Origin of the sequence: Nocardioides lacusdianchii, from assembly GCF_020102855.1 — a bacterium.
Taxonomy (GTDB): Bacteria; Actinomycetota; Actinomycetes; order Propionibacteriales; family Nocardioidaceae; genus Nocardioides; species Nocardioides lacusdianchii.
The window spans coordinates 329,685-352,669 of the sequence record NZ_JADHZD010000003.1; the positions used below are offsets into that span (position 1 = coordinate 329,685).

Annotated in this window: 20 protein-coding genes; 9 read left to right on the forward strand and 11 right to left on the reverse strand. The window is 71.9% G+C overall.

Annotated elements, in window-relative coordinates:
* Window positions 1-75: 75 nt before the first annotated feature.
* The 3 genes from IRX98_RS06170 (at window position 76) to IRX98_RS06180 (ending at window position 2,951) form a co-directional block, all read left to right on the forward strand.
* Window positions 76-792 (forward strand): response regulator transcription factor, encoded by a 717-nt coding sequence (locus tag IRX98_RS06170; RefSeq protein WP_224274796.1) that lies wholly within the window; start codon window positions 76-78, stop codon window positions 790-792.
* The gene (locus tag IRX98_RS06175; RefSeq protein WP_224274798.1) at window positions 789-2,219 is read left to right on the forward strand and encodes a sensor histidine kinase; all 1,431 of its coding nucleotides are present in this window, start codon (window positions 789-791) and stop codon (window positions 2,217-2,219) included. Before IRX98_RS06170 ends, IRX98_RS06175 begins: the two co-directional genes overlap by 4 nt.
* Window positions 2,220-2,381: 162 nt before the next feature.
* A complete protein-coding gene (locus IRX98_RS06180) occupies window positions 2,382-2,951 on the forward strand; it encodes a ribonuclease FAU-1 family protein (RefSeq protein ID WP_224274801.1) in 570 nt (189 codons plus the stop codon).
* Here the strand turns inward: IRX98_RS06180 and IRX98_RS06185 are convergent.
* On the reverse strand, window positions 2,929-4,344 hold the full coding sequence (locus IRX98_RS06185) for a threonine/serine exporter family protein (RefSeq protein ID WP_224274803.1): 1,416 nt from the start codon (window positions 4,342-4,344) through the stop codon (window positions 2,929-2,931). The genes IRX98_RS06180 and IRX98_RS06185 overlap by 23 nt on opposite strands.
* A gap of 79 nt (window positions 4,345-4,423) precedes the next feature.
* Here IRX98_RS06185 and IRX98_RS06190 point away from each other — a divergent pair, with 79 nt between their 5' ends.
* Both IRX98_RS06190 and IRX98_RS06195 read left to right on the forward strand, forming a co-directional pair.
* A complete protein-coding gene (locus IRX98_RS06190; RefSeq protein WP_224274806.1) occupies window positions 4,424-5,557 on the forward strand; it encodes a glutamate--cysteine ligase in 1,134 nt (377 codons plus the stop codon).
* A 124-nt stretch (window positions 5,558-5,681) separates the two neighbouring features.
* Window positions 5,682-7,088 carry a WS/DGAT/MGAT family O-acyltransferase gene (locus IRX98_RS06195; protein ID WP_224274808.1) on the forward strand — a complete coding sequence of 469 codons (1,407 nt, stop codon included), beginning with the start codon at window positions 5,682-5,684 and terminating at the stop codon, window positions 7,086-7,088.
* A 292-nt stretch (window positions 7,089-7,380) separates the two neighbouring features.
* Here IRX98_RS06195 and IRX98_RS06200 read toward each other — a convergent pair whose 3' ends face one another.
* Both IRX98_RS06200 and IRX98_RS06205 read right to left on the reverse strand, forming a co-directional pair.
* Entirely contained in the window at window positions 7,381-7,683 is a 303-nt protein-coding gene (locus IRX98_RS06200; RefSeq protein ID WP_224274810.1) for a GIY-YIG nuclease family protein, read from the reverse strand.
* 201 nt (window positions 7,684-7,884) lie between these two features.
* Window positions 7,885-9,090, reverse strand: a complete 1,206-nt coding sequence (locus IRX98_RS06205) for a site-specific DNA-methyltransferase (protein WP_224274813.1) — start codon at window positions 9,088-9,090, stop codon at window positions 7,885-7,887.
* Window positions 9,091-9,181: 91 nt separating this feature from the next.
* Between IRX98_RS06205 and IRX98_RS23365 the strand changes: the two genes are divergently transcribed.
* A complete protein-coding gene (locus IRX98_RS23365; RefSeq protein WP_224274815.1) occupies window positions 9,182-10,627 on the forward strand; it encodes a phosphodiester glycosidase family protein in 1,446 nt (481 codons plus the stop codon).
* A 7-nt stretch (window positions 10,628-10,634) separates the two neighbouring features.
* Here IRX98_RS23365 and IRX98_RS06215 read toward each other — a convergent pair whose 3' ends face one another.
* The gene (locus IRX98_RS06215; protein ID WP_224274818.1) at window positions 10,635-11,237 is read right to left on the reverse strand and encodes a hypothetical protein; all 603 of its coding nucleotides are present in this window, start codon (window positions 11,235-11,237) and stop codon (window positions 10,635-10,637) included.
* Between the two features lie 92 nt (window positions 11,238-11,329).
* Between IRX98_RS06215 and IRX98_RS06220 the strand changes: the two genes are divergently transcribed.
* Window positions 11,330-12,316, forward strand: coding sequence for a GTP pyrophosphokinase (locus tag IRX98_RS06220; protein ID WP_308044403.1), 987 nt, complete (start codon window positions 11,330-11,332; stop codon window positions 12,314-12,316).
* 35 nt (window positions 12,317-12,351) lie between these two features.
* Window positions 12,352-13,545 carry a calcium:cation antiporter gene (locus IRX98_RS06225; protein ID WP_224274820.1) on the forward strand — a complete coding sequence of 398 codons (1,194 nt, stop codon included), beginning with the start codon at window positions 12,352-12,354 and terminating at the stop codon, window positions 13,543-13,545.
* Between the two features lie 111 nt (window positions 13,546-13,656).
* On the opposite strand, the gene IRX98_RS06230 is transcribed toward IRX98_RS06225, so the two are convergent.
* The 5 genes from IRX98_RS06230 to IRX98_RS06250 are packed head-to-tail and all read right to left on the reverse strand — an operon-like array spanning window position 13,657 to window position 19,205.
* A complete protein-coding gene (locus tag IRX98_RS06230; protein ID WP_224274823.1) occupies window positions 13,657-14,466 on the reverse strand; it encodes an ABC transporter substrate-binding protein in 810 nt (269 codons plus the stop codon).
* A gap of 3 nt (window positions 14,467-14,469) precedes the next feature.
* Entirely contained in the window at window positions 14,470-15,066 is a 597-nt protein-coding gene (locus tag IRX98_RS06235; protein ID WP_056599054.1) for a GTP-binding protein, read from the reverse strand.
* The gene (locus IRX98_RS06240; RefSeq protein ID WP_207082660.1) at window positions 15,047-15,418 is read right to left on the reverse strand and encodes a DUF742 domain-containing protein; all 372 of its coding nucleotides are present in this window, start codon (window positions 15,416-15,418) and stop codon (window positions 15,047-15,049) included. Before IRX98_RS06240 ends, IRX98_RS06235 begins: the two co-directional genes overlap by 20 nt.
* A gap of 14 nt (window positions 15,419-15,432) precedes the next feature.
* On the reverse strand, window positions 15,433-15,873 hold the full coding sequence (locus IRX98_RS06245) for a roadblock/LC7 domain-containing protein (RefSeq protein WP_242532519.1): 441 nt from the start codon (window positions 15,871-15,873) through the stop codon (window positions 15,433-15,435).
* Entirely contained in the window at window positions 15,870-19,205 is a 3,336-nt protein-coding gene (locus IRX98_RS06250) for a sensor histidine kinase (protein ID WP_224274825.1), read from the reverse strand. The genes IRX98_RS06245 and IRX98_RS06250 overlap by 4 nt, the downstream gene beginning before the upstream one ends.
* A gap of 321 nt (window positions 19,206-19,526) precedes the next feature.
* Between IRX98_RS06250 and IRX98_RS06255 the strand changes: the two genes are divergently transcribed.
* Window positions 19,527-20,729, forward strand: a complete 1,203-nt coding sequence (locus IRX98_RS06255; RefSeq protein WP_224274828.1) for an endonuclease — start codon at window positions 19,527-19,529, stop codon at window positions 20,727-20,729.
* 14 nt (window positions 20,730-20,743) lie between these two features.
* Here the strand turns inward: IRX98_RS06255 and IRX98_RS06260 are convergent, their stop codons facing one another.
* Both IRX98_RS06260 and IRX98_RS06265 read right to left on the reverse strand, forming a co-directional pair.
* A complete protein-coding gene (locus IRX98_RS06260) occupies window positions 20,744-21,427 on the reverse strand; it encodes an AIM24 family protein (protein WP_224274831.1) in 684 nt (227 codons plus the stop codon).
* Between the two features lie 71 nt (window positions 21,428-21,498).
* Window positions 21,499-22,980 carry a cryptochrome/photolyase family protein gene (locus IRX98_RS06265; RefSeq protein ID WP_224274833.1) on the reverse strand — a complete coding sequence of 494 codons (1,482 nt, stop codon included), beginning with the start codon at window positions 22,978-22,980 and terminating at the stop codon, window positions 21,499-21,501.
* Window positions 22,981-22,985: the final 5 nt, after the last annotated feature.

Consider the following 22,985-nt stretch of genomic DNA (forward strand, 5'->3'; position numbering starts at 1 on the left):
GCGTACCGAGACCTTGACCGGCACTCGACAGCAGTCGCACAGCAACCACACAGGAATCGGCGGCAGGATGCTGCCATGCAGCAGCTCACCCGACCCGACGGCTCCCCCGTGCGCGTGCTCGTCGTCGACGACGAGGTCAACATCGCCGAGCTCCTCGCGATGGCGCTGCGCTACGAGGGCTGGGACCTGCGGATGGCGCACACCGGCACCGCCGCGGTGTCGGCGGCACGCGACTTCCGCCCCGACGCGGTCGTCCTCGACATCATGCTGCCGGACTTCGACGGCCTGGAGGTGCTGCGCCGGATGCGCGCCGACGGCAGCGACGTGCCGGTCCTCTTCCTCACCGCCAAGGACGCCGTCGAGGACCGCGTCGCCGGGCTGACTGCCGGCGGCGACGACTACGTCACCAAGCCGTTCTCGCTGGAGGAGGTCGTGGCGAGGCTGCGCGGGCTGATCCGTCGCGGCGGCACTGCCGCGCAGGCCGACGCGGGCAACGTGCTCGTGGTCGGCGACCTCACCCTCGACGAGGACAGCCACGAGGTGCACCGCGGCGGCGACGAGATCGCGCTGACCGCGACCGAGTTCGAGCTGCTGCGCTTCCTCATGCGCAACCCGCGCCGGGTGCTGAGCAAGGCCCAGATCCTCGACCGCGTCTGGCAGTACGACTTCGGCGGGCAGGCCAACGTCGTCGAGCTCTACATCTCCTACCTCCGCAAGAAGGTCGACGCGGGTCGCGAGCCGATGATTCACACCATGCGCGGCGCCGGCTACGTCCTCAAGCCGGCGCCGTGAGGCAGCTCCGCCTCCCGGGTCGGCCGCTGACCCTCACCACCCGGCTCGTCGCCGTGGTGGTGCTGCTCGTCGCGGTCACGGCCCTCGCGATCGGCACGGCCACCACGATCGCGATGCGCGAGAACCTCGACCGACGCCTCGACCAGGACGTGCGCGCCGCGCTGTCGCGCACGCTGGAGGGCCCGAGCGCTCCCCGGCCCCAGGCGCCCGACGGGTCCCGCGACGACGACTTCGGTCCGGGCCAGGAGCTGGGCTCGCTCTCGGCCGTGCTGCCCGACGACGCGACCCCGCGGGGCATGGTGCTGTCCGGGGGCAGGGGCTGGGACCCCGGCACCGCCCTCACCGACGAGCAGCTCGCCGCGCTGTCGGGGCTGGAGGAGTCCGACCGCGACCTGCGCACGGTGCGGCTGCCCGGCCTCGGCGACTACCGCGTGGCGGTCGCCGACCTCGAGGGCGGGCAGGTCGTCGCCGGGCTGCCGCTCGACGAGGTCGAGGACACCGTCGCGGACCTGCTGCGCCTCGAGCTGCTCGCCACCCTCGTCGGCATCGCGCTCGCGGCGGTCGCCGCCGTGGTCGTCGTACGCCGCCAACTGGCGCCGCTGCGCGAGGTCGCGGCCACGGCACACCGCGTCGCCGAGCTGCCGCTGGCGTCCGGGGAGATCGAGATGGCCGAGCGGGTGCCGGCCGGGCTCACCGACGAGCGCACCGAGATCGGGCAGGTCGGCTCCGCGCTCAACGCGATGCTCGACCACGTCGAGTCCTCGCTCGCCCAGCGCCACCGCAGCGAGCAGCAGGTGCGGCAGTTCGTCGCGGACGCCTCGCACGAGCTGCGTACGCCGCTGGCGACGATCGCCGGCTACACCGAGCTGGCCCGCCGCCGGCCCGAGACCACCGGCACGGCGCTGGCCAAGGTCGAGACCGAGTCCGCGCGGATGACCGCCCTGGTGGAGGACCTGCTGCTGCTGGCCCGGCTCGACTCCGGTCGCCCGCTGGAGCGCGAGCCGGTCGACCTGTCGCGGCTGCTGCTCGAGGCGGTCAACGACGCCCGCGTCGTCGACCCCGACCACCAGTGGCGGCTCTCGCTGCCGGACGCCCCGCTCACCGTCACCGGGGATGCGGCCCGGCTGCACCAGGTGGTCACCAACCTGCTCACCAACGCCCGGAAGTACACCCCCGACGGCAGCACCGTCACCGTCACCGGGAACCCGTCCGGCTTCACGGTCCACGACGACGGGCCGGGGTTCTCCCCCGAGCTCGCCCCGCGCGCGTTCGAGCGCTTCGTGCGCGGCGACGTCGCCCGCACGCGCGCCGGCGGTGCCGGTCTCGGGCTCTCCCTCGTCGAGGCGATCGTCGCCGCCCACGGCGGGACGGTGGCGCTGACGAGCGCGCCGGGCGACACGACGGTCACCGTCATCCTCCCCCGGTGACCGGGCGCTTCGTCGCGCTGCAACCCGCCGAGCGGGCACTTCGTTGCGCTGGAACCCACCGAGCGGGCACTTCGTTGCGCGGGGCCGCGAGCTCCAGCGCGACGAAGGGGGGAGGTCACCACCCTCAGCGCGAGGAAGCGCCCGGTCGCTAGGTTGTCGGGCATGGAGCCCGGGACCCAGATCCGCTGCGAGATGACGAAGTGGGGCGAGCGCCCGCACTGGCAGTTCGAAGGGATCTTCCTCGGCGCCGACGAGCACGGTGAGTGGATCGGGTTCCCGGTGGGCACGCACAACCGTCGTCCCGGCCTCGAGCTCGTCTCCGAGGCCGCGTGCGTGACGTTGGTGCCCGAGGGCGGCTGGCGCCTGCCCACCTTCCACGCCCCGGGCATCTGGTGCGACCTCTACGTCGACATCTCCACCCCCGCCGTGTGGGACGGCCACGTCCTCCGCGCGGTCGACCTCGACCTCGACGTGATCCGGATGTCGTCGGAACCACCGGTCTCCCGTCGCTCGGCCCCGCAGAACCTCTCGGCCGGCCCCGGGGAGATCTTCGTCGACGACGAGGACGAGTTCGCCGAGCACCAGGTCGCCTTCGGCTATCCCGCCGAGGTCATCGAGGCCGCGCAGGCCAGCTGCGACGAGGTCCTCGCGGCCGTGCGCGCCGGCGAGGCGCCGTACGACGGCATGCACGAGCGCTGGCTCGCCGAGCTCAGCCGTCTGACTGCTTCCTGAGCGCCCGCCGCTCGGCGCGCGTCATCGCCCGGAACGGGCCGACCAGGCGCGGCCCGGCGAGCCGGCTCTCGAGCTTGCGGGCCTCGCGCTTGAGCGGCTGGGCGACGTACTCCCCCAGGATCACGCCGGACGCCAGTGCGATCGCGACCGAGATCGCGGTCATCAGCGCCAGGATCCCCTGGGAGACGAAGTAGCCGCCGTCGGCGAGGAACGTCAGTCCGCGGTAGATCGACAGGCCGGGCAGGAACGGCACGATCGCGGGGACCGCGACGACCAGCGGGGGCACCCGCACCCGGCCCGCGACGGCATAGGCGACGAGACCGATGAAGAACGCCGCCATCCCGGCGCCGGCCACCCGGCCGAAGCCGTTGAGCTCGACGGTCTGCGAGACCAGCGCGGCCAGCGCGGTGGTCACCGCGATCGGCAGCACCGCACGGCGCGGGGCGTAGCAGGCGACGCTGAAGGCAGCCGCCGACACCGCTGCGCCGGCCAGCACGAACGGGAGCTCGGAGATGCTGCCGAGCTTGCCGGGCACCAGCCGGCCGAGCTCGAAGCCGAGCGTGTCGGCGACCGAGATGCCCAGCGCGACGCCGGCGATGATGCCCGCGGTCGACATCATCGCCTCGATGAGGCGCGCGCTCGAGGTGAGGTAGAAGCCGGTGAGCGCGTCCTGCACCGCTCCCATCAGGCCGATGCCGGCGAGGAGCATGATGATGTTGGCGGTCACCGCGAGCGACGGATCGACCTCGATCGGGGTCGCGGCCACCCCCGCGGCCAGCAGCGTCGCGATCGCACCACCGGCGACCTGGAGGTAGAAGAAGGGCAGCCGGCGTCGGGCCAGCACGATCTGCACCCGGTCGATGAGCGTGGCCGAGACGGCCGCCACCGCTGACACCACCAGGCCGCCGCCGAGGAAGACGCCGACCGCCGCGGCCATCACCGCCCACGCGATGGTCACCGCCCACCGTGGGAAGGCGTGACCGAGCGAGACGATCGTGGCCATCCGCGAGCGCGCGAGGTAGAGGTCGGCCTGGTCGGTGAGGATGTCGCGCACGAGGTGGTCGACGGCGGTGAGGTCCTCGTAGTCGATGTCGCGCTGCTGGACGTGGCGCATCATCAGCATCGGTACGTCGTCGGGCGAGCGCTGGAAGCTCATCGACAGCGCCGTGAAGGTCACGTCGATCTCGGCCTGACGCAGCCCGAGGTGGTCGGCCACCGAGCGCATCGTCGCCGTGACGTCGGCGGCGCCCGCTCCCGAGGAGAGCAGCATCTCCCCGATCCGCAGGCACAGGTCCATCGTCAGGTGCACCTCGCGGGTGGCGTCGGCGCGCGCGGCGGCCTCGGCCTCCTCGGTCGGTTCGCTGTCTCCGGAGAGCTGGTCGTGCTGGTCCACCGGGCCATGCTCGCACCGCCGCCCGGCCCACGGTCACAGGGGTGAGCCCTGCCCGCGGCCCCCTCCCTAGAGTGGTCGCATGCGCATCGACTTCCACGCGTCGCAGCGGCCCACGCTCGGCGTCGAGTGGGAGCTCTCCCTCGTCGACCGGGTCACCCGCGACCTGGTCAGCGTCGCCTCGGAGGTCCACGAGCTGGCCGGCGGGCGCCTCGACGACCCGACCCGGCTGCACAAGGAGCTGCTCCGCAACACCGTCGAGGTCGTGACCGGGATCTGCGACACGGTCGGCGAGGCCGTCGTCGACCTGCGCGACACCCTGTCGGTCGTCGTCCCCGCCGCCGCGGAGCTCGGCGTGGACCTGCTGGGCGCCGGCTCCCACCCCTTCGCCGACTGGTCCGACCAGCAGCTGACCGAGGGCCACCGCTACGCCGAGCTCATCAACCGGACCCAGTGGTGGGGCCGCCAGATGCTCATCTGGGGCGTGCACGTGCACGTGGGGATGCCCGAGCGCGACCGGGTGATGCCCGTGCTCGCCTCGCTGCTGACGACGTACCCGCATCTCCTCGCGCTGTCGGCCAGCTCGCCGATCTGGGCCGGGCAGGACACCGGCTACGCCTCCAACCGGGCGCTGATGTTCCAGCAGCTGCCGACCGCCGGGCTCCCCTTCACCTTCGACACGTGGGCCGAGTTCGAGGCCTGCATCGCGGACCAGACGACGACCGGGATCATCGACTCGATGTCCGACGTGCGCTGGGACCTGCGGCCCGCGCCGCACCTCGGCACGCTGGAGAACCGCATCTGCGACGGCATGTCCGACCTCGGCGAGGTCGCCGCCCTCACCGCCCTGATGCACTGCCTCGTCGTCGACCTCGACACCCGCCTCGCTGCCGGCGAGACCCTCCCGACGCTGCCGCCGTGGCAGGTCCAGGAGAACAAGTGGCGCGCCGCGCGCTACGGCCTCGACGCGATCGTGATCCTCGACGACACCAACCGCGAGCGCCTGGTCACCGACGACCTCGACGACCTGCTCGAGCGGCTCACACCCGTGGCGCAGCGCCTGGACTGCGAGGCAGAGCTGCGCACCGTCGCCGACATCCCGCGGCGCGGGGCGTCCTACCAGCGTCAGCGGGCCGTCGCGCACGAGTCCGGCGGCGACCTGGTCGCCGTCGTCGACGCCCTGGTCGCCGAGCTCGCCCACTCGCTCGAGGCCTGACCCGCAGCTCCCTGCACCGAGCCGTCGCTGGACGGCGCCCTTGTGGCTGTCGTCACCGGACGAGAGGATGCCCCGACGACCTCGGCCCGGGGGACGAGGCGCACGCGGAGGAGAGAACCCAGTGGTGGACCCGATCGACCCGACAGCGACCGGCTTCCTGCTCGCGGAGAACCGCAACATGCCGATGCACGTCGGCGGGCTCCAGCTCTTCGAGAAGCCCGAGGGCGCGGGCCGCGGCTACGTCCGCGAGATGTACGAGCAGATGCGCGACGTCGAGCAGGTCGCTCCCCTCTTCCTCAAGCACCCGCACCGCTCCGTGCGTACGGCGGGCCAGCTGGTGTGGCAGCCCGACGAGCAGTTCGACATCGAGCACCACGTGCGCCACAGCGCGCTGCCCAAGCCCGGCCGGATCCGCGAGCTGCTCGAGCTGTGCTCGCGCCTGCACAGCACGAGGCTGGCGTGGGAGCGCCCGCTGTGGGAGGCGACCATCATCGAGGGCCTGCGTGACGGCCGGGTCGCGATGTACACCAAGACCCACCACGCACTCGTCGACGGCGTCTCCGCGATGCGCCTGCTGGCCAGCGTGCTCTCGACCGACCCCGACGAGCGCAACATGCCCGCACCGTGGGCGATGCGTCCGCGCGCGCCGCGCCAGCAGCAGCCGAGCGACGACGGCGGCGCGTCGCTCGCCGACGTCTCGGCCGCCACCGTGCGTACGGCGCTCGCGATCGCGTCCGAGGCGGCGGGGATGCCCGGCGCGCTGGTGCGCACCCTCAACAAGAGCGTGCGCAACGAGACCTCCGCGCTCTCGCTCTACGCCCCCCGCACGATGATCAACCAGAACATCACCGGCTCGCGCCGCTTCGCTGCCCAGGACTGGCCGGTCGAGCGGCTGCGCGCCGTCGGCAAGGCGACCGGCACCACCATCAACGACGTCGTGCTCGCGATGGTGAGCGGCGCGATGCGCACCTACCTGCTCGACATGGACGCGCTGCCCGAGACGACACTCGTCTCGATGGTCCCGGTGGGCCTGAACGCCAAGCAGTCACAGCTCGCGTCGTCCGACGGCGGCAACGCCGTGGGCGCGGTGATGGTGCAGCTCGGCACCCACCTCGCCGACCCGGCCGACCGGCTCACGGCGATCAACAGGTCGATGAAGGACGGCAAGGACGGGCTCTCGGCGATGACGCCGACGCAGATCCTCGCGATGAGCGCGCTCGGCCAGGCGCCGGCGATCCTCGGCCCGGTCTTCCGGATGCAGGGCATCGTGCGCCCGCCCTACAACCTCATCGTCAGCAACGTCCCCGGCCCGCGCACCACCCACTACTGGAACGGCGCGAAGCTCACCGGCACCTATCCCCTGTCCATCCCGATCAACGGCATGGCGCTCAACATCACCTGCACCTCCTACGACGGCAAGATGTGCTTCGGCCTGACGGGCTGCCGACGCACCGTCCCGCACCTGCAGGTCCTGCTGACCCACCTCGACGACGAGCTGAAGGCCCTCGAGCGCGCTGCCGGCGTCCGCTGACAGCCAGCGCTTCCATATCGGTGGTCGAGTAGCCCGCGAGCGCCAGCGACGAGCCTCGAAACCCCTCGCTGGTTGAGGTGTGAGGAGCGCCAGCGACGAGCCTCGAAACCCCTCGCTGGTTGAGGTGCGAGGAGCGCCAGCGACGAGCCTCGAACCCATCGCTGGTTGAGGTGCGAGGAGCGCCAGCGACGAGCCTCGAACCCATCGCTGGTTGAGGTGCGAGGAGCGCCAGCGACGAGCCTCGAAACCTGCGAACCCGCCACGTGGTTTCGAGGCTCGCTGCGCTCGCACCTCAACCACCGGAAGGGGGCTTGCCGCCGCGACGGGACGACAATCCAGGCAGGACCTCGAAGTCGCCGCGTATCAACGCCTCGCGCTTCTTGCGACCCCATCCCTGGATCTGCTTCTCGAGGCTGAACGCCTCCCCCACGTGTTCCACCTCCGCTTGCCAGACGAGTGTCACGGGGCGGCGCGACCGCGTGTAGGAGGCCCCGTCCCGGTCCGAGTCGTGCTGGAACATCCGCAGCTCGAGGTTGCGGGTGCTGCCGACGTAGTAGGAGCCGTCCGCGCAGCGCAACATGTAGACGTAGGGCATCTTCTGATGATGCTGCCGGAGCACCGCCCGTTCGATGGTCTCCCGCAATCTGTGGACAACACGGTTTCGAGGCTCGCTGCGCTCGCACCTCAACCACCGGAGGGGCGACACCCTCGCTGGTTGAGGTGTGAGGAGCGCCAGCGACGAGCCTCGAAACCTGCGAACCCGCCACGTGGTTTCGAGGCTCGCTGCGCTCGCACCTCAACCACCGAAAGGCTCGACCACCGAGAAGCCGCCGCCGACCTGCTCGGCGACAGCGGTGAGGCGGGCGCGGGTGATGTCGGCGACGGTTGCCAGGCCCGCGACGTGGGCGTTGGACCCCGGTCGGGTCGGCTCGGTGGAGTTGATGCTGATGCAGCGGCGGGTGCCGCCGTCGGCGGCGTTGGCGAGGGCGACGGCGTGGCCGGTGGTGCCGCTGCCGGCGAAGGGGTCGAGCACGACGACGTCGCTCGGCAGGGTGGCGAGGATGCGGCGTACGAGCCCGGTGGGCTTCGGTGACTCGAAGACGTGGCCGACGAGGGCCTTGAGCTCGGCGACGGCGGTGTCGGTGGAGCCGATCTCCTCGGCGAGCCAGATGGTGCGCAGCTTCTTGCGCCGTCCGCCCTCGCGGTGCAGCCAGTCGCGCTGGAAGATGTCGGCCCGTTCGCCGGTGCGCCCGCGGATCACCCGGCACTCGAGGTCGTCGGGGCGCTCGTCGACGCGCGGTCGCGACCACCGCCACACCGCCGGCCGGCCGTCGCCGAAGACGGGGGTGAGCGCCAGGCTGCCGGGGAACTCGGTGGTGGCCACGCGACCGGTCGTCGGATCGCCGTACAGCGCGAAGTGCAGGGTCGGCGCGGTGATCGGGTTGAACTTCTTGTTGGTGTTGCGCAGCGGCAGGTAACGGAAGCGCCGCCCGTCGGCGGTGCTGAGCGGGAAGTCCGACTCGTCGACCGAGTCGGTGGTGCTGCCGTCGACGACGCACGCGGGCAGGTGGCGGGCGTACGCCAGGACGTACTCGTGGCTGGTCGCGAAGCCCCGGCCGAGCTGACGGCCCTTGGGGTTGAGGTTGACGACGATCTGGGCGAGGAAGTTGGCCTCGCCGAACACCTCGTCCATCAGCAGCCGCAGGTGCGCCGCCTCGTTGTCGTCGATGCTGACGAAGACCGCGCCGTGCGGGGCGAGGACCTCGCGCACGGCCTCGAGGCGCGGGCGCATCATCGCGGTCCACGCGGCGTGGCGCCCGGCGTACGGATCGGCGTGGGAGCCGTCGCGGAAGCGGTCGGCGTAGGCGAAGTCGTTGCCGGTGTTGTAGGGCGGGTCGGTGTAGACGACGTCGACCGAACCGGGCTCCAGCCGCGGCAGCACCTCGAGGTTGTCGGCGGCGTGGAGGGTGTTCCACACGACGGGTCCGGGCGCGACGGGCACGAGCCGCAGCCTAGGCGCACACGTACGCCGCTCCGGGACGCTTCGTCCCAACAATCCCACGAGTCCCACGACGTCCTTTACTCTGGAACGCGTGTCCGTCTTCTCGCGCCGCCCTGCTGCCTCCCCGTCGACCCCACGGTCGACCTCGCCGCTGTCCCGCACCCGACTCCTGACGATCGCCACGGCCGGCGTGCTGGTGGCCGGGCTCGGGGTCGCACCGTCGGTCGCCGACGAGGGCAGTCGCACGGGCTCCGGCGACGCCGCCTCGGACCGCGGCAGCCTCTCCGGCGCGCAGGGCGGCTACCGCGGACGCAACCAGACCTCCGACGGCAAGCCCGGCATCGTCGTCGGTCCCCCGCCGAACCTGCGTGGACGCTCGGCGCAGGTGAAGAACGACGTCAGCTACGAGATCGCGCCCGGCGTCACCCTGCGCGAGTGGGACCAGGTCGACGGCCGCCAGCCGGTCGGCCAGGTCCGGATGAACCTGGTGAGCGTCAGCCTCGACGCGGCCGACATCTCCTTCGAGGAGCTGTCGCCGACGTTCGTCACCAGCCGCAAGACCGTCAGCCAGCTCGGCGCCTGGAGCCAGGCCCTGACCGCCGTCAACGGCGACTTCTTCGACATCGGCCGGACCAACGCGCCACTCGGCACGTCGGTCGACCGCGAGGCGGGCATCCTGACCGGTTCGCGCGAGGGCTGGATCCCCGGTGTGAACTCGACGCTGTGGTTCGACGCTGCCGGACCGCACGTCAGCCCGATCACCGTGCAGAACACGATCCGCCAGCGGCGGAGGTGGTCGGTCAGCGGCATCAACCACCCCAGCATCCCGGCCGGCGAGATCGGCGTCTTCACCCACGCGTTCAACCGCACCCCCGGCTACCAGGTCACCGGCGGCAAGGCCCGTGCCCGTGAGGTCGTCCTGCGCAAGAACCGCGTCGTGTCCAACCGCCCGAAGCTCTCCAGCGGCATGAAGATCGGGAAGAAGGACAAGGTCCTCATCGGCACCGGACCGGCCGCCGCCAAGCTGAAGACCCTGAAGAGGGGCAAGAAGATCACGGTGGCTACGCGCTTCGTGGGCGGGCGTCCCACCGTCGCCATCAGCGGTGACCGGCCGCTGCTGGTCAACGGCGTGCGCACCGTCATCAACAACACCATCGCCCACCCGCGTACGGCGGTCGGCATCGACGCCGACGGGCGCAAGCTCTTCATCCTCGTCGTCGACGGCCGCTCGACCGCGAGCCGCGGCTACACCATGGTCGAGCTCGCCGACCTGATGGCCGCTCTCGGCGCGGAGAACGCGATCAACCTCGACGGCGGCGGCTCCTCGGCGATGTACACCCGCACCGGCACCGGTGCGATGGGCATCGTCAACGAGCCCTCCGACGGCGGCGAGCGCCTGGTGCCCAACGCGTTCGGCGTGGTCTACCACGCAGCGCTGCCCCCGGTGGTCCCGATCCTGCCGCCGACGGTGCCGCCGACCGAGACCCCGACCATGACCCCGACCCCGGTCCCGCCGACGACCACGTCGACTCCCTGACGGGCGCTCAGGCGTTCGGCGCGGCGAACAGCACGACGTACGTCACCGGCGCCAAGCACTGCACGGTGCTCTTCGGCAGCGCCGGGACGACCTCGAAGCCGGCCTCTCCGGCCTCGATCGCCACGCTCGTCGGCGCCTCGCAGCCGATGTGCGCGACGGCGCCGTAGGGCGTGGCGTCGGGCGACTCCGCGGCAAGGTCCGCGACGCTCGCCGAGACGCTCTCCCCCAGGCCGGAGCGCAGCTCGACGGCGAAGTCCGCGACGGCCTGCTCGGTGTCCAGCGCGAAGGCGAGCGTGGACACGGAGCCGCCGCCCTCGGTCGCGGCCACCACCGTGGCCTCGGCCACGCCGGCGGATCCTGTCGCCTCCACCACCTGGGCCTCGGGAACGGGCGGCTCCTCGCTCGGCGCCGGCTCGCTCGGCTCGGGCGCGGGCTCGGTCGTCTCGACCTCGGTCGGCGAGCTCGAGGGCGCCGGGTCTGTGGCGGTGTCCTCGGTCGCGTCGTCGCCGCAGGCGGCCAGGCCGGCCACGAGCCCGAGGGCGAGGAGCACCCCGGCGGCGGAGCGGGTGCGGCGGGGGGCGGGCTGGGTCGTGCGCGTCCGAGTAGTCATGGTGGTCAGACGTTAGCCGTGACGGGGCGGATCCCGGGCCGGACCGGGTGCGCCGTCGACGCCGCGACACCCCGACTGGCAGGCTGGGCGCCATGAGCGAGCAGGAGCCGGTGCGCGAGGCCGTACGCGCCTATGCGGCGCGGCAGCCGCAGCTCGCGTCCGCCACCCAGGCCTACGTCGCCCTCATCCAGGTGCTCCTCGACGACGCCGGCATCGACTACCTCAGCGTCACCGGGCGCACGAAGAGCGTGGCGTCGTTCGCGGCGAAGGCCAACCGCACCGAGGGCGGACGCCCCCTCTACCCCGACCCGCTCGACCAGATCACCGACCAGATCGGTGTCCGCGTCATCACCTACGTCCACAGCGACGTCGCCGCCGTCGCCGAGGTGCTCGACGACGAGCTGGTGATGCTCGACGACCGCGACCTGGGCGAGGAGACGGCCCGGTCCGGTCGCTTCGGCTACGCCAGTCGGCACCTGCTGGTCGAGACCCGCGCCGGCGCCGAGCTCCCCGTGCTCGAGGGCCACCGCGCGAGCGTCCAGGTGCGCACCGTGCTGCAGCACGCGTGGGCGGAGTTCGAGCACGACATCCGCTACAAGGGCAACGTCCCCGAGGACGCCGCAGCCGACCTCGACCGCCGCTTCACCCTCGCCGCCGGGCTGATCGAGCTCGCCGACCGCGAGTTCGCCACGATCCGCGAGCGCATCCAGGCCGCCGCGCCCGGCAGCACCACCGAGCCGGAGGCCGACCGCATCGTCGGCCAGGACCTCGCGACCTTCCTCGCCGGCCACTACAGCGACGCCGGCTGGTCGCACACCGACCACTACGACTGGATCGCCGACCTCCTCACCCAGCTCGGCATCGACAGCATCGACGACCTCGCCGACCTGCTCACCTCCGTCGACGCCGACGCGGTGATCCGCCGGATGGGCTACCGCTACCCCGCCGGAGCCGTACGCCGCCTCGACGACGCCCTGCTCGCGATCTTCGGCGAGCAGTACGTCACCCTCGCCGGCAACAGCCACCGGGTCCCGCTACTGCGCGCGCGGCTGGAGAAGCTGACGACTCCCGAGACCTGAGGATCGCGCTCAGGCGGGCGCCCTAGGGTTGAGCCATGAGCCGCCCTTCCTGGACGACCCTTGCCCCGATCGTGGCCATCGTCGCCCTCGTGCCAGCGTGGTTCGCCCATCCCGAGGGGATCGTCCTCGGCGTGCTCGCGGTGCTGCTCGTGGCCGCCGTGCTCGCCGCCGTCCACCACGCCGAGGTCGTCGCGCACCGCGTCGGTGAGCCCTACGGCTCGCTGGTGCTGGCGGTCGCGGTCACCATCATCGAGGTCGGGCTGATCGTCACCTTGATGGTCACCAGCGACAAGGACGCCGCCGGCCTGGCCCGCGACACCGTCTTCGCCGCGGTGATGATCACCCTCAACGGCATCGTCGGCATCTCGCTGCTGGTGGGTGCGCTCAAGCACCACCTCGCGGTGTTCAACCCCGAGGGCACCGGCGCCGCGCTGGCGACCGTGATCGCGCTGGCCGTGCTCTGCCTGGTGGTGCCGGCGGTCACCACGTCCGAGCCCGGCCCGGAGTTCACCGGCGCCCAGCTGGCCTTCGCCGCGATCGCGTCACTGGCGCTCTACGGCATGTTCGTCTTCACCCAGACCATCCGGCACCGCGACTTCTTCCTCCCGGTCGCCCCGGGTCAGTACGTCCCGATGGTCGCCACCAAGGCCGAGGCCGCGGCCGCCGCGTCCGACCGGGCCGCCGACCGGACCGCCGAGCGCGAGGCGGCCTCCGACGGCTTCGAGCACGAGCCGGTCGACCTCGACGAGGACGGCCACGCCGACCCGCCCACCGACCGGGCCGCGCTCGCCAGCCTCGGCCTGCTCGTCGTCTCGCTGGTCGCGGTCGTCGGCCTGGCCAAGATCGAGTCCCCGGCCATCGAGTCCGGCGTCGCAGCGCTGGGCTTCCCGCAGGCGGTCGTCGGTGTGGTGATCGCCCTGCTCGTCCTCGCCCCCGAGTCCATCGCGGCCGTCCGAGCGGCTGCCCGCCAGCGGGTGCAGGTCAGCCTGAACCTCGCGCTCGGCTCGGCGATGGCCTCCATCGGCCTCACCATCCCCGCCATCGCCATCGCCAGCATCTGGCTCGACGGCCCGCTCGAGCTCGGGCTCAACCAGCTCCAGACGGTGCTCCTGCTGCTGACCGCCGCGGTGTCGATCCTCACCGTCGTGCCCGGGCGCGCCAAGCCGCTGCAGGGCGGCGTGCACCTGGTCCTCTTCGCCTCGTTCCTGTTCCTGACCATCGCGCCCTGAGGCCGACCGCCACTGCCCGGACCCCGGACGCACGAGAGCGGTGCCCCAGCCACACTCCTCACGTGAGGTGGGTGGCTGGGACACCGCTCGTGGCAGGCTCCCGGAGGAGGCTCAGCCGAAGTACGTGCCGTAGATCTTGTCGTAGCTGCCGTCCTGGCGCAGGTCGGCGAGCACGCTGTTGATCTGACGCAGGAGCGGGATGTTGCCGTCCTTCTTCACCGCCATGCCGTACTGCTCACCGGTGTCGAACTCCCGGGCCAGCTTCAGGCGCGGGTTGTCGGAGACGAACTGCCCCGACACCGTGTTGTCGAGCATCGCGGCGTCGAGCTCGCCGGCAGCGAGCGCCGCCTGCAGGCCGGCCGCGTCGTCGTACGCCCTCACCTGGGTGCTGTCGGGGGCGAAGTCGCTCAGGTAGGTCTCGCCGGTGGTGTCCTTCTGCACGCCGACGCGCTTGCCGGCCAGCTCCTCGACCGCGTCGAGGCCCGAGCCGCGGGGCGTGATGAGCGCCTGCTTGGCGTCGAAGTAGGGGCTGGAGAAGTCGAGCACGCGCGCCCGCTCGCCGGTGATGGTCATCGCGGAGATGGCCACGTCGCAGACGTCGTTGTTGAGCGAGTCGCCCGAGGTGATGTCGTCGAAGGACACGTCGATCACGTCGAGGTCGGCCTCCAGCGAGTCGGCCACCTTGCGGATGAGGTCGATGTCGAAGCCGGTCGGCTTGCCCTTCTCCTCGTACTCGAAGGGCGCGTAGGGCATGTCGGTGCACACCGTCAGCGCGCCCTCGAAGACCAGGGACACCTCGGTCAGGGAGTCGGCCGACTCCCCGCTGGCGGCACCTCCGCAGGCACCCAGCGTGGCCATCAGCGCCACGGAGGACAGGACCGCGGAGGCGGTGCGGAGGACGGGAGAGCGACGGACGGTCATGGTTCAGTTCGCATTCACGGTGAGCGACTCACGAAGCCGCATGAGCGAGTATTCGGTGATCTTCACGAGCGCGCCCTTGGCCTGCTCGCGGTCGCGGGCGTCGAGGCTGATGATCGGTACGTCGGCGGGCAGGGCCAGCGCGGCGGCGATCTCCTCGGCGGGGTAGCGCGGGACGCCGTCGAACTCGTTGACGGCGACGATGAAGGGGATGCCCTTGGACTCGAAGTAGTCCAGCGGCGAGAACGACTCGTCGAGGCGGGCCACGTCGACCAGCACGATGGCGCCGATGGCGCCGCGGCACAGGTCGTCCCACATGAACCAGAAGCGCCGCTGGCCGGGCGTGCCGAAGAGGTAGAGGACCAGGTCCTCCGCCAGCGTCAGTCGACCGAAGTCCATGGCCACGGTGGTCGTGGCCTTCGTCGGCACGGCGGCGAGATCGTCGACGCCCTCGGATTCGTTGGTGACGAGTGCCTCGGTGCGCAGCGGGTCGATCTCCGAGACGGCGCCGACGAGCGTCGACTTGCCGACGCCGAAGCCGCCAGCAATGACGATCTTCGTCGACGCAGCCGCTCGCTGTGCCTTAGTAGTTTCGAAGTCCACGGAGGGTCCTTTCGATGAGCTCGAGACGCTCATCTGTCGACGACTTGTCGGTGATGGTGGCCTGGATCCGGATGAGTCCCTGCTCGATGAGGTCGCCCAGCAGCACCCGGGTGACGCCGATCGGCATCTTGGTGAGGGCCGAGACCTCGGCCACGGATCGGCGGTCGCAGACCTCGAGGACCTGCGCGGCAGAAGGGGAGAGGACGGGCGCCTCCGCACCAGCCTGGAGGCGCAACGTGGCCTCCATGGCCAGGTCGACACTGGTGGCCGTCCGACCTGCGGTGATGGTGTAGGAGCGGATCAGGCGGGGGCGGTAGGCGCCCTCGTCCTCCGGCTCGTGTGGCGGCGTCATGACGGTGGGCTTGCTCAGCCGCCCGTACCGACGCGGGCCTGGGCCTCGACGGTACGTCCCACGCGGTCCACCAGCAGGGCCATCTCGTAGCCCACCTGGCCGATGTCGGCCTCCTCGGTGGTGAGGACGGTGAGGTTCGACCCGTCACCGACGCTCATCAGCATGAGGAAGCCCATCTCCATCTCGACGATGGTCTGCATCACCGAGCCGCCCTCGAAGAGGCGGGCGGCGCCGACCGCGAGGCTGGCGAGCCCGGAGGAGACGGCGGCGACCTGCTCGGCACGCTCACCGGGGATGCTGGTGCTCGAGGCCATCAGGAGGCCGTCGGCGGAGACGAGGATGGCGTGCGCGGCGTCGGGAACCTCCTCGACGAAGCGCGACATCACCCAGTCGAGGTCGCGGTCGTCACCGGCGTTGTTCATGCCGACGGCGGGGGCGGCGGATTCGTGCGTCATGCGGGGCCTGCTTCCGTGTGCTGAGAGGGACTCTGGACTGCCTTGCGGCCGCGGGACACGCCCGCCTTGTGTGCCTGGAGGCGGCGGCGGATCGCCTCGGGGTCACGCGTCTTCGCCGCCGTGGGCGGGGTCACGCTACCGGGGACCAGGCGCTCCCCGGGGGCACGTCGCGGCAGTCCGGTGACGGTGGACTCGGCCACCGGCGCCTCCTCCGCGGCCTTCTCCGCGATCTCCCATCCGCGGTCGATCTCGGTGTGGTGGAACTCGCCGTCGCCCTCGCTGGCGAGCCAGCCCGAGCGCATCGACTTGAAGATGGGCGCGTCGCTGCCGGCACGCACCGTGGCGCCGTTGCCGTTGCCAATGCCGTTGGCCGCGTGACCGTTGCTGCCGTTCTGGCCGTGGCCGTTGGTCGCGAGGTTGGTGGTGGCCAGTGGGGCGTACGCGCTGCCGAGGACGTCGGCACCGTACGCCGCCGCAGCGGGCTCGCGCTCTGGCGCGGGCGCCTCCTCGGCGACCGGCACGGGCTCAGGCTCGGGCTCGACCTGGGCCACGACCGGCTCCGGCTCGCGCTCCGGCTCGACCTGGGCGACGACGGGCTCGGGCTCGACGGCGGCCGGCTCGGGCACGGTCTCGGGAGTGGTCTCGCGCTGCGAGCTGCCGAGGCCCAGCGGGTCGTCGGCGTCGACCTCGACGTCGGGACGTCGGGTCGCGGCGACGGCCGTCTGCTCGGGCTCGGGGTGCACCTCGCGCTCCGGCTCGACCTGCACCTCCGCAGCGGGCTGCTGCGGGGCGTCGAAGGCGTCGTCGGGCAGCGGGTCCGACAGCGGGTCCGAGAGCGGGTCGGCGGCCCGGGCGGGCTCCTCGACCGGTTCCTCGGCGGCTGCGACGGGCTCGGCGGCGGGCTCGGGAGCCGGGGTGGGCTCCGCGGCCCGGGCCTCGGTGCGGGCCTCCTCGACGGCCTGTGCTCGCTGGCGCGAGGCCAGCGCGGTGATCGGGACGACGGAGGCGACCTTCTCGGCCCTTCCCGCCGCGGTGTCCGGAGCGGCCGGTGCCGGGGAGGCGTCCGCGGCGGGCTCGGCGCGCTTGCCGAACAGCGGGCCCGTGGCGCCGGAGGTCTCCGGCGGCAGGAAGGCGTCGGCGCCGGTGCGCGGGATGTTGGCGCCGGGCTCGCGACGGGGCAGCAGGCTCTCGAGCGAGGGCCGGTCCGGAGTCGGGACGGACGCAGCGGCGGCCGGTGCGGCGGCAGGTGCGGCGGCCGGCTCCGGGGTGGCGGGAGCGGCGGTTGCGGCCACGGGGGCTGCGGCGGCAGCAGCAGCAGCAGGCTCGGCGGCCTTCTCACTCACCTTGGCAGCGGCCTTGTCGGCAGCCTTGGCCTGGGCCTTCTCCACGCGGGCCCGGTTGCGGGCCTCGCGCTTGGACTCGGTCTTCGCGGCGACGGCGGAGGTGTCGAGGGACTCGGCCACCGGCGCGGCGGCCGCGGCGGCGGCCGGAGCGGCGGCAGGCGCGCTGGCCTGCGGCAGGTCGGGCAGCACGGACGGCGGGAGCACGACGGAGGCCGTCATGCCGCCACCGGGGTTGCGCGCCAGGCTGGCGGTGATGCCGTGGCGCTCGGCGAGACGGGAGACCACGAACAGGCCCATGCGACGGGCGGTGTCGGGCGTCGCCTCGGCGCCGTGGCGCAGGTCGCTGTTGAGCTGCTCCAGCTCGGCCGGGGGCACGCCCAGGCCGGAGTCGGTGATGGTGATGGTGACGCCGTCCTCGCCGAGCTTCGCGGCCAGGCGCACCGGCTCGGCGGGCGGCGAGAAGCTGAGCGCGTTGTCGACCAGCTCGGTGAGCAGGTGGACCACGTCGGCGGCCGCCTCGTCACCGACGCGGGTGCTGAGGTGCGACAGGATCTGCACGCGCTGGTAGTCCTGCACACCGGAGGTAGCGGCCTGGAGGGCCTCGCCGACGGTGAGGCTGAACTGCCCGGCCGCACGGTTCGGTGCGTCGGCCAGGATGAGCAGCGAGTCGGCCGTGCGGCGCATGCGCGAGGCGAGGTGGTCGAGGCGGAAGAGCGACTCGAGGCGCTTGGGGTCTTCCTCGTCGTGCTCGAGGCGCTCGATCTGCGCGAGCTGCTGGTTGACCAGCGAGGTCGAGCGGCGCGACAGCGTCACGAACATCGCGTTGACCGTCTGGCGCAGCTGGGCCTCACCCGAGGCGAGGTGGATGGCCTGGCGGTGGAGGTCGTCGACCGCACGCGCGACCTGGCCGATCTCCTCGTTGGTGGTGACGTCGATCGTCCGGATCGGCTCGGGCTCCTGGCCGGCACGGATCCGGGCGACGGCGTCGGGCAGGCGGTGGCGGGCCACGGCGAGGGCGCCCTCACGGACCTTGCCGATCGGCTCGAGGAGGCTGCGGGCAACGAACAGGGCCAGGAGGACGGCGGCGGCGAGGGCCATCAGCGTGAGGACCGCACCGACGAGGGCGTTGCGCTGGGCGTCCGAGGCGGCCTCGTCGAGGGTCTCGGTCACACCGGTCACGAGCGTCTGGGTGATCTCGTCGTAGGGCGCGTAGGCGTCGCGGCCGTCGAGGTTGGTGGCGGAGTCGTCGCGGATCTGGCCCGCGTGGCGGGTGTTCTGCGTACGGAGCAGGGCGGTCTGCTCGTCCGCGCCCTCCACAGAGCCGGCGAGACGGTCGATGGCGGCCGCCTCCACGCCGATCTCCGAGAAGAGCTCCTGCGAGCTCGACTGCGAGAGCGTGGTGGCGATGAGGCCCTGCTGCAGGGCGAGGGAGAGCCGGCCGCTCATGGCCTGCGAGAGCTGCTCGAGGCGGGGCTCGGGGGTCTCCTGGGCGGCGTTCACGCTGGTGATGAGCTGCGAGACGCTCGACTCGAGCTGGCGCACGAGGGCGATCCACGTCGCGGGGCCGAGGTTCTCTGCGCCGGCGCCGCGCATGGCCTGGCTGAGGTCGAGCAGCGCGTCGACGTGGGCGGCCTGCCGCTCGTCGAGGTCGGCGCCCTCGCGGGCCTGGCCCAGTGTCTCCGCGGACGTGGCGATGTCGCTGATGGAGTCGATGAGGTCGCCCTGGCTGGCTGCGCTGTCGGTCTGCGCCGCGACCATGGCCGCCTCGGAGGCGGTCAGGTAGTCGATCGCCGGCTGGATGATCGTGACCTGGCGGGCACTGCTCGCGGCCTGGCGCGAGTCGCTGTAGTCGCCGGTCACGCGAAGCCCACCGAGCACGGCGGCGAGCAGCAGCGGGATGGCGAGCGCGAGCGCCATCTTGCGGCGCAGCGGCCATCCTGCGACCGAGAGACCCGCGCCCTTGCGGGGCTGGGCTGCATCTTGAGTCATGTGTGCCTCGCGATTGGTGAGCGACTTCGACGACGAAACGTGCCCCGGGGGGACCGAAGCAGACTCAACCTAAAGAGTCCCGCGACATTCCGTGGCGTTTTGGCAGAACTGTGGTGATCAGGGTGTAAGGGGGTCTAGCGCAGTCCATCTGAGCGTGCGGAGCGTCCCACCGGCACCGCTGGCACCACCACTGCTGGGTCCAGAGCGTGGGAAGTGACGAGTGTGTCTCAGGCACTACGAGTTGCGCAGACGATTTCTGGACACTTCCCTGACATCTCGGACCTCTTCCCTCCGCCCTCGTGGTGCGGCACGATCACCGCCATGACCCTCCTTCTCGGGAAGGGCCGCTCCCGCACGAGCGCCCTTGTCACCTCCCTGACCCTCGCCCTGTCCCTCTCGCTCTCGCTGGCCCTGTCTCTCGCGGTTCCGGTGCTGGTGCCGTCGGCGACCGCCCCCGCGGCCGCGGCCACGCCGATCACCGTCAGCCAGGCCATCGGGCAGCAGACCGGCGCCACGCAGACCGTCCGCGGCTACGTCGTCGGGCAGCCGACCGCCACCAGCACCGTCGTACGCTCCGGCTTCCCCAACGACTACGCGCTGGCGATCGCCGACTCCGCGTCGACGACCAGCACCTCGTCGATGCTCTACGTGCAGATCCCGTCTGCCTTCCGCTCCCAGTGGGGCCTGCGCACCAACCCGTCGCTGATGGGCAAGCAGATCGACGTCACCGGCGCGCTGTCGGCCTACTTCTCCCACCCGGGCATGACGAGCACGTCCGCCTTCGCGCTCGCGGGCGGCGGGACCACCGAGCCGCCGCCCACCGGCGGCACCAGCCCGTGGGACTCCACCTACTACGCCCCCGCCGTCGGCAAGTCCGGCACCGCCCTGCGCACCGCGCTGCACGACATCATCGACACCCACACGAAGCTGTCGTACGACGCGGTGTGGACCGCGCTCAAGGACACCGACCAGGACCCCAACAACTCCGCCAACGTCATCGAGCTCTACACCGGGCGCTCGATCTCCAAGAACAGCTTCGGCGGCAGCACCGGCAACTGGAACCGTGAGCACGTGTGGGCACAGTCGCGCGGCGGCTTCACCACCAGCGCCGGACCGGGCACCGACCTGCACCACATCCGTCCCGAGGACGTCACCGTCAACAGCATCCGCGGCAACAAGGACTTCGACAACGGCGGCTCCGCGGTCTCCGGCTGCAACGACTGCTGGACCGACTCCAACTCCTTCGAGCCGCGCGACGCGGTCAAGGGCGACGTGGCGCGGATGCTGCTCTACATGGCGATCCGCTACGAGGGCGGCGACGGCTTCAACAACCTCGAGATGAGCTCGACGGTCGGCACGTCCTCCACCCTGATCGGCGACCTCGAGACGCTCCTGGCGTGGAACGCCGCCGACCCGGTCAACACCTTCGAGATGCGGCGCAACGACCGCATCCACGCCCAGTGGCAGGGCAACCGCAACCCCTTCATCGACCACCCGGAGTGGGCCGCGGCCATCTGGAACTGAGTCGACGCCGCCCCTCAGCCGGCCGAGCCGTGGCTGTGGGGCGGCACGACCGGCCCCTCGGAGGGCTGCACCACGACGAAACCGGGACCCTGGAAGGCGTACTGGAAGGCCTCGCCGGTGCCGCCGCGGAGCATCGACTTCATGTTCATCGAGTTGACCACCTGCGGCACCAGGCCGGCCGTCCAGCAGACCGCGGCGTTGATGTCGACGAAGGTGGGCGTCTGCGAGCAGTCGAGGATCAGCGGCTGCCCGTCGCAGGTGAGCGCCACGGTGCCGTGGCCCTGGACGAGGGTGTTGAACATCCCGCCGCTCATCATCCCCGCGCCCTTGACCCGGTGCACGTCGTACTCGAGCGAGGCGTCCATCGCCAGCAGCGCGCTGCCGTTGACCGAGAGCCCGTCGCCCTCGAGGCCGACGAGGAAGACGTCCTTGGCGGCGTCGGCGAAGAAGACCTCACCCTGTCCCGCGACGGTCATCAGCGGGGTGTCCTCCGAGGTCACCAGCCGGCGCATCATCTTGCCGATGGAGCCGGCCGACTTGTGCTCGAAGCTCACCTGCCCCTGGTAGGCCACCATCGATCCCTTGGCGGCGAGCACCGGCTCGCCGAGCACCACCCGCAGGGTCTTGCGGTGGTGGAGGCTGAACCGCTCGGCGGTCGCGTTCTCCTGGTTGGCCTGGTCGAAGAGCTCGCTGCGCATGTGTCCCCCAGTGCTTGGTCGTGTCGCGGGCGGCCCGATCGGCCGCTCCGGCGCGAGCCTAGCGATCCGGCTCAGGGCGCGCGGTTGCCGCGGGCGTCCTCCTGCGCCAGCAGCCCGTCGAGGTCCTTGAGCCGGTCGAGGCCGTTGACCGCACGCGCCATCCGGTGGTTGCCGGCGAAGGTCTCGCGGTGGCGGTCGAGGAACCACCAGTAGCCCGCGGTGAACGGACAGGCGTCGTCGCCCACCCGCACCTTGGGGTTGAAGCGGCACGAGCCGCAGTGGTCGGACATCGTGTTGATGTAGGCGCCGCCGGACGTGTAGGGCTTGGTCGCCATCACCCCGCCGTCCGCGTGCTGCGACATGCCCACCACGTTGGGCACCATCACCCAGTCGTAGCCATCGACGAAGGCCCGGTGGAACCAGTCGGTGACCTGCGTCGGCGCCCACCCGCGCTGGAGGGCGTACGAGCCCAGGACCATGAGCCGCGGGATGTGGTGCACCCAGCCGTGCTCGGCGACCTTGTCGAGGGCGTGGGACAGGCAGCGGGCGTCGGTCGCGGCGCCGTCCAGCTCGGCGAACCACTGCGGCATGGGATCGGTGGCGCGCAGCGCGTTCTCCCGGCGGTAGTCGTCGCCCTGGTGCCAGTAGAGGTGCCAGACGTAGTCGCGCCAGCCGATCACCTGTCGCACGAAGCCCTCGACGCTGGCGATCGGCGCCGCACCGCTCCGGTACGCCGCCTCGGCGCGCTCGACGACCTCGAGCGGGTCGAGCAGGCCGAGGTTCATCGGGGCGCTGACGAGGCTGTGCGCCATCCAGTCGTCGCCCTCGAGGATCGCGTCCTCGTGGGCGCCGAAGTCGGGCAGCCGGTGCTCGACGAAGTGCTCGAGCGCGGCGAGCGCCTCGCGGCGGGTGGCGGCGAACCGGCGCGGACCGTCGCGACCGATGGTCTCGACGCCGAGGTCGCGCTCCCACCGGTCGAGGTCCTCGCGCACCTCGGCGTCGATGTCGTCCTCGGTCGGCCACCACGGCTCGGTGACGCCGAGCGTCGACGCACCCTTCGGTGCCGGCTCGCGGTTGTCGTGGTCGAAGTTCCACCTCCCGCCGGCCGGCTCCGCACCGTCGACCAGCACGCCGTGGGCGAGCCGGGCACGACGGTAGAAGTCCTCCATCAGCAACCGCTTGCCGCCCCGACCCTCGGCCCAGCGCTCGAAGTCCTCCCGGGCCGTGGCGAAGCCGCGCGGCGGCAGGACGGTCGCGCCGAGCCGCTCGACCAGCCCCAGCGCGGCGTACGACGTCGGGTGCAGGACCTCGACCTCGTCTCGCTCCTGAACCTCACGCACGACCTCGGCGTAGGTCCCGGCCTGCACGTAGGTCAGCCGGCCCCCGAAGTCGGCCGCGCGGTGCCGCATCGCACTGAGCACGAGGTGCGCCTTGGCCCGGTGGAAGCGCCGGCGCCGGAAGACGCCGGTCGACTCCACCATCAGCAGCGGGCCGCGATGGTCGTCGACGAAGTGCGGGCCGAGCTGGTCGCCGAAGAGCCAGCGGGTCGTCATGCCCG